This is a genomic window from Pseudarthrobacter sp. MDT1-40-2, from assembly GCF_059383595.1.
On the sequence record NZ_JBWZCL010000001.1, the window covers coordinates 103,229 to 119,483 of the forward strand.

Annotated in this window: 16 protein-coding genes; 2 read left to right on the forward strand and 14 right to left on the reverse strand. The window is 63.8% G+C overall.

Annotation, left to right across the window (positions count from 1 at the left end):
- Positions 1–124 precede the first annotated feature (124 nt).
- The 12 genes from AC50X5_RS00470 to AC50X5_RS00525 form a co-directional block, all read right to left on the reverse strand.
- Positions 125–643 carry a tetratricopeptide repeat protein gene (locus tag AC50X5_RS00470; protein WP_494974252.1) on the reverse strand — a complete coding sequence of 173 codons (519 nt, stop codon included), beginning with the start codon at positions 641–643 and terminating at the stop codon, positions 125–127.
- Positions 643–1,734 (reverse strand): 3-dehydroquinate synthase, encoded by a 1,092-nt coding sequence (gene aroB / locus AC50X5_RS00475; RefSeq protein WP_494974253.1) that lies wholly within the window; start codon positions 1,732–1,734, stop codon positions 643–645. Before aroB ends, AC50X5_RS00470 begins: the two co-directional genes overlap by 1 nt.
- Positions 1,731–2,234, reverse strand: coding sequence for a shikimate kinase (locus AC50X5_RS00480; RefSeq protein ID WP_494975186.1), 504 nt, complete (start codon positions 2,232–2,234; stop codon positions 1,731–1,733). The genes aroB and AC50X5_RS00480 overlap by 4 nt, the downstream gene beginning before the upstream one ends.
- Positions 2,235–2,293: 59 nt before the next feature.
- A complete protein-coding gene (gene aroC / locus AC50X5_RS00485) occupies positions 2,294–3,493 on the reverse strand; it encodes a chorismate synthase (RefSeq protein ID WP_463933599.1) in 1,200 nt (399 codons plus the stop codon).
- 26 nt (positions 3,494–3,519) lie between these two features.
- Positions 3,520–4,380, reverse strand: a complete 861-nt coding sequence (locus AC50X5_RS00490) for a shikimate dehydrogenase (RefSeq protein ID WP_494974254.1) — start codon at positions 4,378–4,380, stop codon at positions 3,520–3,522.
- A complete protein-coding gene (mltG, locus tag AC50X5_RS00495) occupies positions 4,377–5,960 on the reverse strand; it encodes an endolytic transglycosylase MltG (protein WP_494974255.1) in 1,584 nt (527 codons plus the stop codon). The genes AC50X5_RS00490 and mltG overlap by 4 nt, the downstream gene beginning before the upstream one ends.
- Positions 5,957–6,517: a Holliday junction resolvase RuvX gene (gene ruvX / locus AC50X5_RS00500; RefSeq protein ID WP_494974256.1), complete on the reverse strand. Its 561-nt coding sequence runs from the start codon at positions 6,515–6,517 to the stop codon at positions 5,957–5,959. The genes mltG and ruvX overlap by 4 nt, the downstream gene beginning before the upstream one ends.
- Positions 6,518–6,527: 10 nt before the next feature.
- On the reverse strand, positions 6,528–9,206 hold the full coding sequence (gene alaS / locus AC50X5_RS00505) for an alanine--tRNA ligase (protein WP_494974257.1): 2,679 nt from the start codon (positions 9,204–9,206) through the stop codon (positions 6,528–6,530).
- A 99-nt stretch (positions 9,207–9,305) separates the two neighbouring features.
- Positions 9,306–9,536: a hypothetical protein gene (locus tag AC50X5_RS00510; RefSeq protein WP_494974258.1), complete on the reverse strand. Its 231-nt coding sequence runs from the start codon at positions 9,534–9,536 to the stop codon at positions 9,306–9,308.
- An 18-nt stretch (positions 9,537–9,554) separates the two neighbouring features.
- On the reverse strand, positions 9,555–9,929 hold the full coding sequence (locus tag AC50X5_RS00515; protein ID WP_463933610.1) for a DUF948 domain-containing protein: 375 nt from the start codon (positions 9,927–9,929) through the stop codon (positions 9,555–9,557).
- Positions 9,930–10,072: 143 nt separating this feature from the next.
- The gene (gene rpsD, locus AC50X5_RS00520) at positions 10,073–10,699 is read right to left on the reverse strand and encodes a 30S ribosomal protein S4 (RefSeq protein WP_463933612.1); all 627 of its coding nucleotides are present in this window, start codon (positions 10,697–10,699) and stop codon (positions 10,073–10,075) included.
- 189 nt (positions 10,700–10,888) lie between these two features.
- Entirely contained in the window at positions 10,889–12,322 is a 1,434-nt protein-coding gene (locus AC50X5_RS00525; RefSeq protein ID WP_494974259.1) for a replication-associated recombination protein A, read from the reverse strand.
- Between the two features lie 171 nt (positions 12,323–12,493).
- Here AC50X5_RS00525 and AC50X5_RS00530 point away from each other — a divergent pair, with 171 nt between their 5' ends.
- The gene (locus AC50X5_RS00530) at positions 12,494–12,805 is read left to right on the forward strand and encodes a hypothetical protein (RefSeq protein WP_494974260.1); all 312 of its coding nucleotides are present in this window, start codon (positions 12,494–12,496) and stop codon (positions 12,803–12,805) included.
- A 61-nt stretch (positions 12,806–12,866) separates the two neighbouring features.
- Positions 12,867–13,514, forward strand: a complete 648-nt coding sequence (locus tag AC50X5_RS00535) for an acVLRF1 family peptidyl-tRNA hydrolase (RefSeq protein WP_494974261.1) — start codon at positions 12,867–12,869, stop codon at positions 13,512–13,514.
- 73 nt (positions 13,515–13,587) lie between these two features.
- Here AC50X5_RS00535 and AC50X5_RS00540 read toward each other — a convergent pair whose 3' ends face one another.
- Together AC50X5_RS00540 and aspS are read right to left on the reverse strand one after the other, a co-directional pair.
- On the reverse strand, positions 13,588–14,379 hold the full coding sequence (locus tag AC50X5_RS00540) for a GNAT family N-acetyltransferase (protein ID WP_494974262.1): 792 nt from the start codon (positions 14,377–14,379) through the stop codon (positions 13,588–13,590).
- A gap of 78 nt (positions 14,380–14,457) precedes the next feature.
- Positions 14,458–16,248, reverse strand: a complete 1,791-nt coding sequence (aspS, locus tag AC50X5_RS00545) for an aspartate--tRNA ligase (protein ID WP_494974263.1) — start codon at positions 16,246–16,248, stop codon at positions 14,458–14,460.
- Between the last annotated feature and the right edge of the window lie 7 nt (positions 16,249–16,255).

A 16,255-nucleotide genomic window follows, 5' to 3' on the forward strand; every position in this document is an offset into this window, starting at 1 on the left:
CTCTGGGTTTCTCTGACTGGTCTGCGCTGCCAGCTGGTTATGCCAGGCAGGCGTGCGCACGGCCCGCCAGTCTGTTTTTGTCAAAAATCCAAAGACCATTCTACCGGTAAATTCAGGGAACCGGTCAGGATGCCAGTTCCAGGACGTCCCTGGCGCGCTGAAGGGCCACTGTGGAGGTGTAAATCTGGGCGGCTTCCGCCGCTCCGGCGACCTGCAGGTCCAAGGCCCGGGTGAAAGCTTCGACGGCGGCACCGACGTGCCCGGCGGCATACTGGGTGGTCCCGAGGCACTGGAGGATCAGTGCTTCCCGGGCGGTCCCTGCAACCTCCGCCAGAAGCTGCCTGTACAACTCAATGGCCCTGTCATAGCGGTGCGAGATCCGCAGGACTTCGGCTTCATAAGTCCTCAGCCGGAGGGACTCGGGATCTGTGTAGCGGGCCTCGGCGAGGAGCTCTGCGGCATTGGCAGCGTCCCCCTGGACCAGGAGCACAAAAATGCGGTCAGAGGGATCGTTGCTGGCCTCAAGGGCCGCCTGGCATTCTTCCTCGTTGGTGATTTCCGGAACCAGGGTGAGCGGGTTGATCCGGACGCCCGGGAATCCGGCGTCCGGCCATTCAATAGTGGCTGCAGCGGAATCCCACATCAGGAGGCGATCTCCTGGTAGGCGGCGAACAGGAGGGAGGTATCCGGGACGTCGAGGATTCCCGGGCGCGCGATGCCGTCCAGGACCACAAAGCGCAGGAGGTCACCTCGTGATTTCTTGTCCCGTCTCATCCCGTCAAGGAGTCCCTGCCACCGGTCCCGACGGTAGGTAACGGGCAACCCGAGCGATTCAAGAATGCTGCGGTGCCGGTCGGCGTCCGCATCGCTGAGCCTGCCCACACTGCGGGCCAGTTCCGCCGCGAACATCATCCCCACCGAGACCGCGGCCCCGTGGCGCCAGGAATAGCGTTCCACGAGTTCAATCGCATGGCCCAGGGTGTGGCCGTAGTTGAGGATCTCGCGCAGGCCGGATTCCTTGAGGTCTTGTGAAACAACCTTTGCTTTGACGCTGATGGACCGCTCAATAAGCTCACGGAGTACGGCGGACTCCGGGTCAGTGACGGCTGCCGGGTCCTTCTCGACCAGATCCAGAATGGCGGGATCGGCGATGAATCCGCACTTGACCACTTCGGCCATGCCGGAGATGAGTTCGTTTTTGGGAAGGGTGGCCAGCGTGTCCAGGTCTGCCAGCACGGCGGCCGGAGGATGGAAGGCGCCTACCAGGTTTTTGCCTTCCGCCGTATTGATTCCGGTCTTGCCCCCGACAGAGGCGTCCACCATGCCAAGGAGGCTGGTGGGCATATGGATTACTTTGACGCCGCGCAGCCAGGTTGCGGCCACAAATCCGGCGAGATCGGTAACGGCCCCGCCGCCGACGGAAACAATGGCGTCCGAGCGTGTGAAGTCGTTCTGGCCCAGGACCTGCCAACAGAACGCGGCCACCTGGATGTGCTTGCCTTCTTCGGCATCCGGAATTTCGGCCGTCAGGGCCGTGAAGCCGTCCGTCTCAAGGGATGCGCGGACGGCGTCACCGGTCAAACGCAGTGCCCGGGGGTGGATAACAAGCACACGCCGGACGCGCTCCCCCAGCACACCGGACAGGTTGCCCAGCAGACCGTTGCCTACGACGACGTCGTAATTTTGTCCCGTACCGTCACCGGTGACTTTGATGACTGTCGATGGCTTATTCAATGTTCCACTTCCTGTTGGGCCGCTGCATACTTCCGCAGCGTGTCTTCAAGGCGGCCTGCCAGCTCTGCCACCGTGCCTTGCCGGACGTCCATCACGATGTCCGCCAGCCGTTCGTAGACCGGCTGGCGGGCAGCAAACAGCGCTTTCCAGCTCTCGACGGCATCGCCGGCCAGTAACGGGCGCCCGGAAGTCCTGGCGATCCGCGCCGCCACGGTGTCGACGTCGCCTTCCAGGTACACCACGGTGCATGGTTCCAGCAGTTGCTGCGTCCCGGAATCAAGCACGGCACCGCCGCCAAGGGAAATAACCCGGCCGGTGCCTTCCTCAATCGCTGCAGCTACAGTCTTGGCCTCGATTTCCCGGAAGCCATGCTCCCCCCGGGCCGCAAATATCCCGGGGATGCTGCCATGTGCTGCCACGATCAGTACGTCCGTGTCCACGAACGCGCGGCCCAGGCGCTGCGCCAGCTGGTACCCGATGGCGCTCTTGCCAACGGCCATGGGCCCGATCAGCACAACGGGCGTTGCTCCGGACCCGCCGGCACTATTGCTGAAGGACACTACAGGCCGATCGAGTCCAGTGCCGCGGGGATGTTTTCGAGGTACCCCTTCATGTTGCGTGAGGTCTCCGCGACGGAATCGCCGCCGAACTTCTCCTTGACGGCGTCCGCGAGAACCAGGGCAACCATGGCTTCGGCCACGACCCCGGCTGCCGGGACTGCGCAGACATCTGAGCGCTGGTGGTGGGCCTTGGCGGGTTCACCGGTGCTGACGTCAATGGTCTTGAGGGCGCGTGGAACGGTAGCGATCGGCTTCATGGCGGCCCGGACGCGCAGGACATCGCCGATGCTCATGCCGCCTTCGATGCCGCCGGCACGGTTGCTGGTCCGGATGATCCGGCCGTCTGCGTCCTTGACAATCTCATCGTGGGCAGCGGAACCACGGCGGGCCGCAGTAAGGAAGCCGTCGCCGACCTCCACTCCCTTGATGGCCTGGATGCCCATGAGGGCGGCAGCCAGCCTGGAATCGAGGCGGCGGTCCCAATGCACGTAGCTGCCGAGTCCTGGCGGCAGCCCGTACGCCAGAACCTCCACGATGCCGCCCAGGGTTTCGCCTTCCTTGTGGGCGGCGTCTACCTCGGCGACCATGGCATCCGAGGTTTCCCGGTCGAAACAGCGCAACGGATCCGCGTCAAGGGCCAGGACGTTGGACGGAAGCGGCAGTGGGCGCCCTTCGGGAACGGTGACACTGGCAATGGATACCGTGTGGCTTACCAGTTCGATACCCAACTGCTTCAGGAACTGCGCCGCCACCGTGCCCAGGGCAACGCGGGTGGCCGTCTCGCGGGCACTGGCACGCTCCAGGACAGGCCGGGCTTCGTCAAATCCATACTTCTGCATCCCGGTGAAGTCAGCGTGGCCGGGCCGGGGGCGGGTCAACGGGGCGTTGCGGGCCTGTTCCGCCAGCAGTGCAGGGTCCACGGCGTCAGCAGACATGATCTGCTCCCATTTGGGCCATTCGGTGTTGCCGACCTGGATGGCTACGGGACCGCCCTGGGTAATGCCGTGGCGGACGCCGCCAAGGATGGTAACGGCATCTTGTTCAAACTTCATGCGTGCACCGCGGCCGTAGCCCAGGCGGCGCCGGGCCAGTGAGTCCGCAATTTGCTTGCTCGAAAGCTCCACACCTGCGGGGACGCCTTCGATAATTCCCATCAAAGCCGGGCCATGGGATTCACCGGCAGTCAACCAACGCAACATAACTTCCATCCTGCCATGTATGGCGGTCAGTTTGCCCGTCGGGGTAGGCCGACTGCGTCACACATCACATCTATGACAGACGCATTAACGTCCTCGCCCCTGCCGGTAAAGAGACGCACCTGTTCAACTGCCTGGTACAGCAACATTTCCAGTCCCGGAACCACTGCTCCGCCGCCCTTGCGCCAGGCTTCGGCCATACGGCTCGGCCACGGATCGTAAGCGACATCCAGGAGCACTCCCGGAGTGGCGATACCCTGCTGTTCCAGTTGCGCGGCAAGGTCGTCTGCCGCCCTGGGCGGCACTGTGGAAATCACGACGTCGGCTGCCGCAGCACTCTGCGCGGCAGCGGCCAACGGGCGTACTTCCAAAGCCAGGCCAAGTGCTGCCGCGGCCGCACGTGCATCGGCGGCCCGTCCGGTATCGCGGGCAAATATCTGCACGGAGCGTGCACCCAGGGAGCTGAGGGCTGCTACCGCCGCGGCCGATGTGGCCCCGGCTCCGATCACCACGGCCCCCCGGGCGTTTTGAATTCCGGCATGCCGCACCGCGTTAACGATGCCATCAACGTCAGTATTGTAGGCAATTCTCCTGACTCCTGCTGCACTGCCTTCGAAAGCAACGGTGTTCACCACGCCCAGGGTCCTGCCTACGCCACGGACCTCATGAACCTCCGCAATCATCGCGGTCTTCAGGGGCATGGTCACGGACAAGCCGGTCCAGCCGGGTTCCTCAGCTACCCGTCCCATAAACGCCGGGAGGCCTTCCTCCGTGACGTCAATAGCCGCGTAATCGATGTCCACTCCGAGCACGCGGTAGGCGGCCTGATGCATAGCCGGGGATTTCGAGTGGCCGACCGGATGCCCAAGGACAGCCGCGAATCGGGTCACGTACAGCGTCCCGCGTTGGCACGGCACCACGTGTTGTACTGCTCCACGTAGCGGTTGTGCTCGGCAAGCGTGCTGGAAAACTTCGTTTCCTTCGAATCGAGGTTGATCGTTACCCAGTACAGGTAGTCATTGGCGGCAGGCTTTGCGGCAGCGTCAATGGCGGTTTTGCCCGGCGACCCGATGGGCCCCGGCGGCAGGCCCGGGTTTGCGTAGGTGTTGTACGGATTGGACTTATCCGCACGCTGTTCATCGGTGAAGTTGAAGCTCTTGGTGCCCAGGCCGTAGGTGACTGCTGAATCCACCTGCAGGTAGCCATTGGTTTCATCGTTGGGCTCAAGCCGGTTGTAGATAGCACCGGCCACGTTGCTGTAGTCGGCCAGACCGCCCTCCGCCTGCACAATACTGGCGACAATGACTGCCTCGTACTGCTTGGCGGGATCGCTGATTCCCTGGGCAACCAGCTCGTTCACGGTGACGTTCACCAATTCCTGAAGGATGTCCTTGGCCGGCGTGCCAACCTCAAAGCGGTATTCTCCGGGAGCCAGGAATCCCTCAAGGTTTTTGGCGGAGGCCGGCAGTCCGAACTGCGCCGGGTCATTGCTGAGAGCCTCCAGTTCGGAGAAGTTCACCCGTGCGCCGTCTGCAATCTGGGTAAGTGATTCATTGATGCGAAGCCCGGCATTCAGTGCGAAGTACACGACGCCGGCGCTGCCTTCACCCGCAAGCACCTGGACAGCCTCTTTACTGCTCATTTCCTGGCGGAAAGTGTACTCACCGGGGCTGAGGGTGTTTCCCGAAGACGTGAAAGCGCCTTCGAACGTACCGGCGTCGGCAATGACACCGGCAGCTTCCAGCTTCGCTGCAAACGAGCGGGTGCCTTCCCCGGCATCCACTGCCACTTGCACCTGGCCGGTTCCCGGGCCCGGGAAGTCGGCCACCTTATCCATGCCCAGCAATGGCTTGAGGAACTGCACGCCTACAACGATCGCGGTCACGAATACTGCCAGCGTGAGCAGCAAGGCAAGCAAACGACGGCGGACACGGACCTTCCGTGAGGGTGCCGGCACGGCAGTCGCACCGAGGAACGCCCCCTGGTCCTCGTGGTCAGGGGCATCGTCGTAGACGTAGTGGCCAGCGTCCGCATGCACAGGCTGCCCGTAGTGATCGTCCTGCGCATAGTGCTGCTCATGTTCGCCCTGATGGACCGGAACGTACTGCTCACCCTCATGGGCGGGGACGTAGTAATGTTCTGCCGGCGCATGCACCGGCTCCGGCACGACGTGCCCGGAATCGAAGTACTGCTCCTGCTCGACGTGATGGACCGGCTCTGCGTGATGGACCGGCTCGACGTCATGGACCGGCTCTGCGTCATGGACCGGCTCGACGTGATGGACCGGCTCTGCGTGATGGACCGGCTCGACGTGCGGCTCCGGCTCAACGTGCGGCTCCGGCTCCTGCTCCGGAGCGGCGGACGTTGCGCCGGCTGCGTTGGCCTCCGCTTCAAGCCGGGCACGCTCGCGTGCCCGGATCTCCTTGCGCGTCAGCTTCTCGCCGTCGTCCTGGCTACTCGCGGGGCTCATACAGGCCCTCCCGTTCCTGAAGTAGGATCCGCCCCGGTGGCGTCGGACACGCGAACGCGCTCTCCGACGTCGGCTCCACGGGCTTTCTGGATATCGATGGCGTGCTGCAGTATTCCTGCTGCAGCCATCTGGTCCACCACCTGGCGGTGGTCCTTGCTGCTCATGCCTGCCTCATGCAGTTTGCGGTGCGCGGTGACGCTGCTGAGCCGCTCATCCACGAGGTGGACCGGGATGTCAAGTCCACGGTTCTGGAGTTCACGGACCAACAGTTCAGCGTATTCTCCGGCCATTCGGGCTGAAGCATGTTCCTCGCCTTTCATGGTACGCGGCAGGCCCACGATAATCTGGACTACCGCATATTCCTCTGCCAAGCTGGCCAGTATCCGCACGTCGATGTTCTTTTTGGGATTCCGTTGCAGCGTTCTTAACGGAGTGGCGAGGATCGAGTCCCGGTCACAGACGGCTACGCCAACCCGCACGGTTCCGACGTCAACACCGAGCTTTACGCCCCGCGGAAAGTTCCCGGGGTCAGCTGATGCCGAGGGGGGCAGAGTCACCAGGCCTCCGTCAGCGTCCACTGATGGCGCTTACGACGGCGGTCAGGGCCTGTCCGACCTTTGATGCGTCGGTGCCACCACCTTGGGCGACGTCGTCCTTGCCGCCGCCACCACCGCCGAGGATCCCGGCTGCTAGGCGTACCAGTGCACCAGCCTTGACGCCGGCAGCGCGGGCAGCCTCGTTCGTGGCAACAAGAATGACCGGACGGTCATTGCTGACGCCGGCAACTGCCACGGTTGCGGCTTCGGCGCCCAGCCTGTTACGCAGGTCAAGGGCCAGGCCACGGAGATCGTCCGCTCCGCCTACCTGGCCGGCATCGTGCGCGATGACCCGGACCCCACCGGCATCCTTGGCGGTTTCCGATATCCGGACGGCGGCACCGGCGAGCTGTTCCTTGCGAAGCCGTTCCAGTTCCTTCTCCACGCTCTTGAGCTTGCTCAACGTGGCTGCGATGCGGTCCGTGAGCTGGCCCGAAGGCACCTTCAGCATCTCGGTCAGTTCCGTGACCAGGGCACGCTCGGCGGCAAGGTGGCGGAATGCCTCCATACCAACAAATGCCTCCAGACGCCGGTTTCCGGATCCGACAGACTGTTCGCCCAAGAGCGACAGGCTGCCGATCAGTGATGTATTGGCCACATGGGTTCCACCGCACAGCTCGCGGGACCACGCGCCGTCGATCTCCACCACCCGGACTTCATTGCCGTAGTTTTCACCGAAAAGCGCCATGGCGCCGAGGGCCTTGGCTTCAGCCAGAGCCATAACCTTTGTTTCGACCTCGTAGTTATTCCGGATGGCGATGTTGGAGACCTCTTCGATCTCCGAACGGGTGGCGGTACTCAGGCCTTCACCCCAGGCAAAGTCGAAGCGCAGGTAGCCTGCCTTGTTGAAGGAGCCCCGCTGGGTGGCGTCCGGGCCCAGGATCTGGTGGAGTGCCGCGTGCACAATGTGGGTGCCCGTGTGGGCCTGCTCGGCGGCATGCCGGCGTTCCCGGTCCACAGCGGCACGGACCACAGCGTCGGATGCGATCTCACCCTCACGGACAATGGCCTTGTGGACGCTGAGCCCTTTGATGGGCCGCTGCACGTCAAGGACTTCGACAACGAAACCGTCGCCGGTAATCAGCCCGGTGTCTGCGGCCTGGCCGCCCGCTTCCGCGTAGAAGGGAGTTTCGGCAAGGACCAGCTCAATTTCATCGCCGGTTGAGGCCTGCTGGACCGGGCGACCGCCGCTGACGATGCCGTGCACCCGCGATTCGCCTTCCAACTCCGTGTACCCCGTGAAGACGGTTTCGCCCTTTGCCAGGAGTTCCTGGAAGGCGGTGACGTCCGCGTGTGCACCCTTCTTGCCTTTGGCATCAGCCTGGGCACGCTGGCGCTGTTCCAGCATCAGCGAACGGAAGCCCTGCTCGTCGACCTTCAGCCCGGCTTCTTCGGCCATCTCGAGGGTGAGGTCAATCGGGAAGCCATAGGTGTCATGGAGCGCAAAGGCATCGGCCCCGGAAAGCGGCTGGCCGGCAGCCTTGGATTCTTTGACTGCGTCTTCCAGTCTTGCCGTTCCGGAGGCGATGGTGCGCAGGAACGCCTTCTCTTCGGCGTAGGCAATGCGGCTGATGCGGGCAAAATCCGTCTCGACCAGCGGGTAGACACCCTTCATGGCGTCGCGGGAAGCCGGAAGCAGGTGCGGAAGGCAGGCTTCTTCGACGCCGAGGAGCCGCATGGAGCGGACGGCGCGGCGGATCAGGCGGCGCAGCACGTAACCTCGGCCTTCGTTCGAGGGCGTCACGCCGTCCGCGATGAGCATCAGTGCCGAACGGACGTGGTCACCGACGACGCGCATCCGGACATCGTCCGTGTGGTGCGGATCCTCGGGGGTCTCAGCAGAGGTGTATTCCCGGCCGGAAAGTTCAGCTGCCTTGTCGATGACCGGCCGGACCTGGTCGGTCTCGTACATGTTCTCGACACCCTGGAGGATCATGGCCAGGCGTTCCATGCCCAGACCGGTATCGATGTTGCGCTTGGGCAGTTCGCCCACAACATCGAAGTCCTCCTTGGAACGGACATTGTCGATCTGGTACTGCATGAACACCAGGTTCCAGATTTCGATGTACCTGGTCTCGTCAGCCAGCGGACCGCCTTCCACTCCGTATGCCGGGCCGCGGTCGTAGTAGATCTCTGAGCAAGGGCCGGCCGGTCCGGGCTGTCCGGTGTGCCAGTAATTGTCTGCCTTGCCCATCTTCTGGATGCGCTCGGCGGGGACTCCGGTGTTCTTCAACCAGAGTTCCTTGGCTTCGTCGTCCTCTTCGTAGACAGTCACCCACAGGAGTTCAGGCGCCAGGCCGTAGCCGCCGTCCTCAGTGCTCTTGGTCAGCAGCTCCCAGGCGAACCTGATGGCGTCTTCCTTGAAGTAGTCACCGAAGGAGAAGTTGCCGCACATCTGGAAGAACGTGCCATGGCGGGCGGTCTTGCCCACTTCCTCAATGTCTCCGGTGCGGATGCACTTCTGCACGCTGGTTGCCCGCGGGTAGGGCGCTTCTTCCCGGGCAGTCAGATACGGGATGAAAGGCACCATGCCGGCGACGGTGAACAGCAGGGAGGGATCGCTGGAGACCAGCGACGCCGAAGGCACCGCAGTGTGGCCCTTGCTGACAAAAAAGTCGATCCAGCGCTTGGTGATCTCCTGCGACTTCATGAGCTGATTACTTACCCTTCTCGGTTCACGCGTGGTGCCGCGCGAGCATGTTTCTAACGTGGAACCCTGATGGGGTTCCGGAATCCCACTGCGGGCAGGTCAGCCTTGGGCAGAATCCTGGGCATCGATGCCAAGCGCTGAGCGGAGCTCACCTTCGCGCTGGTTCATTCCGGCGCGGACAGCGTCAGCAAACTCATAGAGGCCATCGGCCACCATGGCTGCAGCCCTGTTGAGCCCATGGGGTCCAAGCGTGGCACGGGTGTCATTAATTTTACGGACTGCGATAACGCCGATGGTGACGCCAATGCCCATCCAGATAATTCTCTTCATTGCGGATTCTCCGGGGTCTCAGCGGCTGCGACGGCCGGCGGCGGGTTTCTTACGGTTCCCCAGGGCCGAGCGGACTCCGTAACTGAAGGCGGCGACCTTGATCAGCGGCGAACCTACCGTGGCAGCCATCAGGGAAGACAGGGCCGACAGGTTGGCGGAGGCGTCCGAAACGTTCGACGCGATGCCGTCCACCTTTTTCAGCTGCTGGTTGGTGGTGGAGACGGTCGCTGTGACCTCGTCCATCAGGGGTGTTGCGCCGTCGCTGAGGGAACGGATGGAAGTCCTGACTTCATCCAGCACACGGCCTAACTTGAGGATGGGCACAGCGAGCAGCAGCACCAGGATCGCAAATACTCCGGCAGCAATCAGGCCGGCGATATCGCCACCAGACATAGACGTTCTTCTCCTTGAAACCTTGGTGTTCCTGTCATTCCCCACGGGCGCAACGATGCCTCCCGAAGGTGTCCCCCAAGTACCTTACATACAAAGAAGCCCGCGGCGCTTGCCACGGGCTTCTTTGCAGACGCTGCTGATGCTTAGCGTGCGTAGAATTCGACGACGAGCTGCTCTTCGCAGGTCACCGGAACCTCGGAGCGCTTGGGGCGGCGCACAAGGCGGGCCTGCAGGGCTTCGAGCTTGACGTCCAGGTAAGCGGGAACGGCAGGCAGGACATCGCGGTGCGCGCCGGCAGCAGCAACCTGCAGCGGAGCCATGGACTCGCTGCGGCTGTGCACGTGCACGAGCTGGCCTTCGCCAACGCGGAAGGACGGGCGGTCCACGCGGACGCCGTCTACCATGATGTGGCGGTGGACAACCAGCTGGCGGGCCTGGGCGATGGTGCGGGCAAAGCCTGCACGCAGCACGAGGGCGTCAAGACGCATCTCAAGCAGTTCGATCAGGTTTTCACCGGTGAGGCCCTTGGTGCGGCGGGCTTCTTCGAAGGCACGGGTCATCTGTGCTTCGCGGATACCGTACTGGGCGCGCAGACGCTGCTTTTCGCGCAGACGTACGGCGTAGTCGGAATCCTGCTTCTTGCGGGCACGGCCATGCTCACCGGGGCCGTACGGACGGCGCTCCATGTACTTGGCGGCCTTGGGGGTCAGAGCAATGCCGAGTGCACGCGAGAGGCGTGCGGTACGGCGAGCACGAGTGTTGTTAGCCACTTGTGTCCTTCCAATATCTGCGGTGTGTCAGTGTTACTGGCCTCCACGATGGAGAGCATGGGCCAACCGCTGCCTTTTGCTACTGGGCGCAGGGCATACGTCCACCACTGCAATCCGGTTGAACACCGAAACAAGTGGGGAAATGTGCGCCTGTGCCTTGCCAGACAAGGATCAATCCTACCACGGCGGCTACTTGCCCCGGATAATCCTGCGCAGCCGTTCCAGCCGGGGCGCAATCTCCCGTTCAGCTCCGTTGGACGTTGGTGTGTAGTAGTCCTTGCCCACCAGGTCGTCCGGCGGGTACTGCTGCGGGGCCACACCATGGGGAGCATCGTGGGCATAGACATAGCCCTTGCCATGGCCCAACTGCTTGGCTCCCGGATAGTGAGCGTCGCGCAAATGTGCAGGGATCCCGGTGCCCAGGCCGGCCCGGACGTCCGCCACGGCCTTGTTCAGCCCCATGTAGGCGGCATTGGATTTAGGAGCCGTTGCCAGGTGCACCACAGCTTCAGCCAGGATGATCCGGCCCTCGGGCATGCCGATCAGCTGCACGGCCTGGGCTGCGGCCACGGCGGTCTGCAGGGCTGTGGGGTCGGCCATGCCTACGTCTTCAGATGCCGAAATCACCAACCGGCGGGCGATGAACCGGGCATCTTCCCCCGCTTCCAGCATCCTGGCGAGGTAGTGCAGGGAAGCGTCAACATCGGAACCGCGGATCGACTTGATAAAGGCGCTGATGACGTCGTAGTGCTGGTCCCCTGCCCGGTCATACCGGACCGCCGCAGCGTCAACCGCCTGCTCGGTGTGGCGCAGCTGCAGCCGCATCCGGCCGCCGTCGGACTTTTCTTCCCCCGGATCACCGAAAGCGACGCCGGCCGCCGCCTCGAGTGCCGTCAGGGCGCGGCGGGCGTCTCCCCCCGACAGCCGCACCAGATGCTCCAGTGCTTCGTCGTCGAGGACGACGGTGCCGTTGAAGCCGCGCTCGTCCTCGACGGCCCTCAGGATCAGTCCTTCAATGTCGGAGTCGGTGAGTGGCCGGAGGGTCAACAGCAAAGAACGGGACAGCAGCGGGGAGACCACCGAGAAAGAGGGGTTTTCGGTGGTGGCAGCCACCAGCACCACCCAGCGGTTTTCGACGCCGGGGAGCAGTCCGTCCTGTTGGGCCTTGTTGAACCGGTGGATCTCGTCGAGGAACAGGACTGTGGTGGTCTTGTACAGATCGCGGGCTGTCAGGGCCTCGTCCATCACCCGCCGGACGTCCTTTACCCCTGCGGTTATGGCTGAGAGCTCAACGAACTTGCGGCCCGGACCTCTGGCGATAACGTGGGCCAAGGTGGTTTTCCCGGTCCCGGGCGGACCCCAAAGAATCACCGAGCTGGGTCCTGCCGGTCCCCCGGCGCTGCTGCCTTCGGCCAGTTGCCTTAGTGGCGATCCCTGACCCAGGAGGTGTTGCTGGCCCACCACTTCATCAAGGGTCCGTGGCCGCATCCGGACTGCCAGCGGGCCCCGCTGCGTCGAACCGGCCGTACCGGCCTGGCCACGCGCCTGGCCTGCGCCTTCGGCGCCGGCCGCGGCACCGTTTTCGTCATCGCCGTCCGCGCCCGAACCAAAGAGATCATCCACACAGCAAGGCTACTCATAGGTGCCGACAAAGAAGGCATCGCAATGAATTGCCCTCATTCCTGCCGCCTTCGTTGGTGACGTTATCCACAGAGTGACGCCGCCAAGGCCATCCGGGCGCCGTGATATTCGTAGACTCGGCTGCACTACGGAGGACCATCGAGAGGCCCAGACATGTCCCAGCCAGGAACCGACCCCCAACTCCAGGCGGCAAGGCTCTACGACTATGCAGATGACGATCCGTTTGTCTTCCCGGATGCGGAGGGCGAGAGGTTCAGATCCAATGCCACACTCTTTGCCGTTATCGGCATGTTCTTCCTAGGCGTTATCTTTGGACCCTTGGCAATTATCAACGCCGCGAAAGCCGAGGCTTTGGGCGTTCAGGCTCCTTTTGGGAAAATCTGTGGATGGACTGTCCTGATCCTGGGCGGGCTGAGCCTTTTTTATGCAATGGTCGTTTATTCACTCCCGCTGATCGGCACCTGACCTGACAGCCTGCTACGGCCACCGGCCCGGAAACCAGCGACTGCCACAAGGAGGCAATGGTATGGACCGATCCGCGAGCCGCACAACATTCGTTCCCGGGCACAGGCTTGCCGGATGGGTGGAACGCTTTGCCGCCAGCCATGGCCCTCTAAACGAACTGCCCGACGACGGCGGCATCCTGCTGCGTGCGGCCGATGGCGCTACCGCCCTGTTACAGGCGCCATGGCCGGCCGATGGTCGACCGGGTACTGGAACGGATTCCCTGGAACGGCTGGCGGCCCTCGCGTTACAGGAGCGGTCCCTTGGCATCATCCTGGTGCGGCGCGGAGGGTATGCAGTGGGCCTGGCCAGCGGCGGCCGCCTCCTGGCCTCCAAAACCGGCGCCCGTTATGTCCAGTCGCGGACGGCAGCAGGTGGCCAGTCGCAGAGCCGGTTCGCCCGCCGGCGGGGAAACCAGACGGAGGCGCTGGCGGAGTCGGCAGCAGAACAGGCAGCACGAATCTTTGCAGGCCACCGTGTGGAATATCTGGTGCCCGGGGGTGACAAGGCCCTCGTGGAACAGGTACTGACCCAGCCCGTACTGAAGGATTTCGCATCCAGGGCACGGCTCGGATTCCTCGATGTCCCGGATCCCAAGGCCACGGTCCTGGCCAAAGCAGCCACAGACGCCTGCGCTGTCCGCATTGTGGTGACCGATCCGCCGTCGTAATAACCGTCATTGGACAGTCGCTGCGGAGTCATCCACCGTCCGGCGCAGACCCGGGCGGCGCGTCCGCTCCCGGTCAGCAGCCGCCGGGCGCCCGCTTGAGCGGCGCCTGACGGTACACGTAGCGGCCATGCTCGCTGAAGCCTGCCTTCGCGTACAAGGATTGTGCACCCGTATTGCCCGCAGTCACGAGCAACCAAAATTTCTCTAGTTTCGCCTGGCAGCCCTGTGCCAGGAGTGCATCCAGCACCGCTGACGCGTAGCCCCTCCTGCGGTGGAGGCGGCTCGTGGCCATGGCATACAGGCCGCCCCAGCCGGCCACCTCAGGAACAGCGAGCCGTCCGACGGCGGCAGGCGCGCCGTCGTCATCCCTTACCAGGGCATACAGTGACGGGCAGCCCTCCAGGATGTCCCGCGCAACAGCCAGTTCGGGTTGTCCGCCCCGCCCGTCCACCGACCACCACAAGCGCAGCCATTCCTCCGACGGGGAAGATGAAAATTCGACGGCGGGTGTCCCGGCTGCAGTCGGAACTGTTGTGCCTGCGTCACGGACCATGATCAGAGTCTCGGATTGCCTGCTGAACCGCTGTTCGTCGAGCATGGCGTTCAGGCCGGCGCTTCCATGGTCATCGAAAACCTGGAAGATGACCGGCAGGCGTTGCCCGCGGTACCACTGTTCGGCGGCTCGAAGGGCGCTCGCGTGATCCACGGCCTCCCTCCGGGGCCATACCGAATTGGCCCGCTGGGTCACTCCCGCGGCTGCACGCAGGACCCAGTCCCCGGTGTCCTCCCGGACAGTTGCCGGCCAGGCAGCATCCATAAGTTCTGCGATCAGCTCCAGATCCGCTGCCCTTGATGTGGCGGACATTGGCGCTCCCTCCGTCAAGCCAAAAGGGCTCCCCCTCCGTTGTGACAGCGGCCGGGGAGCCCAGTGGTGTGTTTGCTGCTAGGAGGCCGTATCCGGCTTCGCGGCCGGCTTGGCCTCAGGCTTGAAGTCGACGCCGGCTTCCTTGCGTTGCTGCGGCGTGATGGGGGCCGGTGCCGCGGTGAGCGGATCGTAACCGCCGCCGGACTTGGGGAAGGCGATGACGTCGCGGATGGACTCCACGCCCGCCATCAGCGAAACAACCCGGTCCCAGCCGAATGCGATGCCGCCGTGCGGCGGGGCACCAAACTTGAAGCCCTCCAGCAGGAAGCCGAACTTCTCCTGGGCGTCTTCCTTGGACAAGCCCATCAGCTCGAAGACCCGCTCCTGCACGTCGCGCTGGTGGATACGGATGGACCCGCCACCAATTTCATTGCCGTTACAGACGATGTCGTAGGCGTAGGACAACGCCGACTCAGGGTCCTTGTCAAAGGTGTCCATGAATTCCGGTTTGGGCGAAGTGAAGGCGTGGTGCACGGCGGTCCACTGCCCGGCGCCAACAGCCACGTCACCGGATGCAACAGCGGCAGCGGCAGGTTCGAACATCGGGGCGTCAACCACCCAGCAGAAGGCCCAGTCCGTGGGGTTGATCAGGCCGGTGCGGTGGCCAATCTCAACACGGGCTGCACCGAGAAGGGCACGGGCAGCGGTCTTCTCGCCGGCAGCGAAGAAGATGCAGTCGCCCGCCTTGGCCCCAACAGCGTCAGCCAGGCCGGCCCGTTCCATCTCGGTGAGGTTCTTCGCCACCGGGCCAGCGAGCTCGCCGTCTTCCTTGAACAGTACGTAGGCGAGCCCCTTGTGTCCGCGCTGCTTGGCGAACTCCTGCCAGCCGTCCAGGGTACGGCGGGGCTGGGAGGCGCCGCCCGGCATCACCACGGCGCCGACATAGGGGGCCTTGAAAACCCCGAAGTTGGTGTCCTTGAAGAAATCAGTGAGCTCGGTCAGTTCCACGCCGAAGCGCAGGTCCGGCTTGTCGGAACCAAAGCGGGCCATGGCGTCGGCATAGGTGATGCGCTGGATCGGCGTGGGGATGTCGACGTCGATCAGCTTCCAGAGAGCCTTAACGATGTTCTCGCCGAGGGCGATGATGTCATCCTGATCGACGAAGCTGGCCTCGATGTCCAGCTGCGTAAACTCCGGCTGGCGGTCGGCACGGAAGTCTTCGTCACGGTAGCAGCGGGCAATCTGGTAGTACTTCTCGAAGCCTCCCACCTGCAGCAGCTGCTTAAAGAGCTGCGGGGACTGCGGCAGCGCATACCAGGAGCCCGGGGCAAGACGCGCCGGGACCAGGAAGTCACGGGCACCTTCCGGGGTGGACCGGGTCAGGGTAGGCGTCTCGATTTCCACGAAGCCATCGCGGTGCAGGAGCTCGCGGGCAACCCGGTTGGCCTCTGAGCGAAGGCGGAGGTTCCGGGCAGGCCCGGGACGGCGCAGGTCCAGGTAACGGTGCTTGAGCCGGGCTTCCTCGCCCACCTCAACGTGCTCATCAATCTGGAACGGCAGCGGATCCGAGGTGTTGAGGATGGTTACGTCATCGGCGATGACCTCGACGTCGCCGGTGGCCAGTGCCGGGTTCTCATTGCCTTCAGGACGCTGTGAGACCGTACCGGTGATCTGGAGGACATATTCATTGCGCAGCCCGTGGAAGACTTCCTCTTCACGCACGACCACCTGCGCCACACCCGAGGCATCCCGAAGGTCCACGAACGCCACCCCGCCATGGTCACGACGGCGGCCAACCCAGCCGGCCAGGGTTACGGTCTGTCCAATGTGCTCGGAACGAAGCGATCCAAGGTCATGTGTGCGCAGCACAGGATGC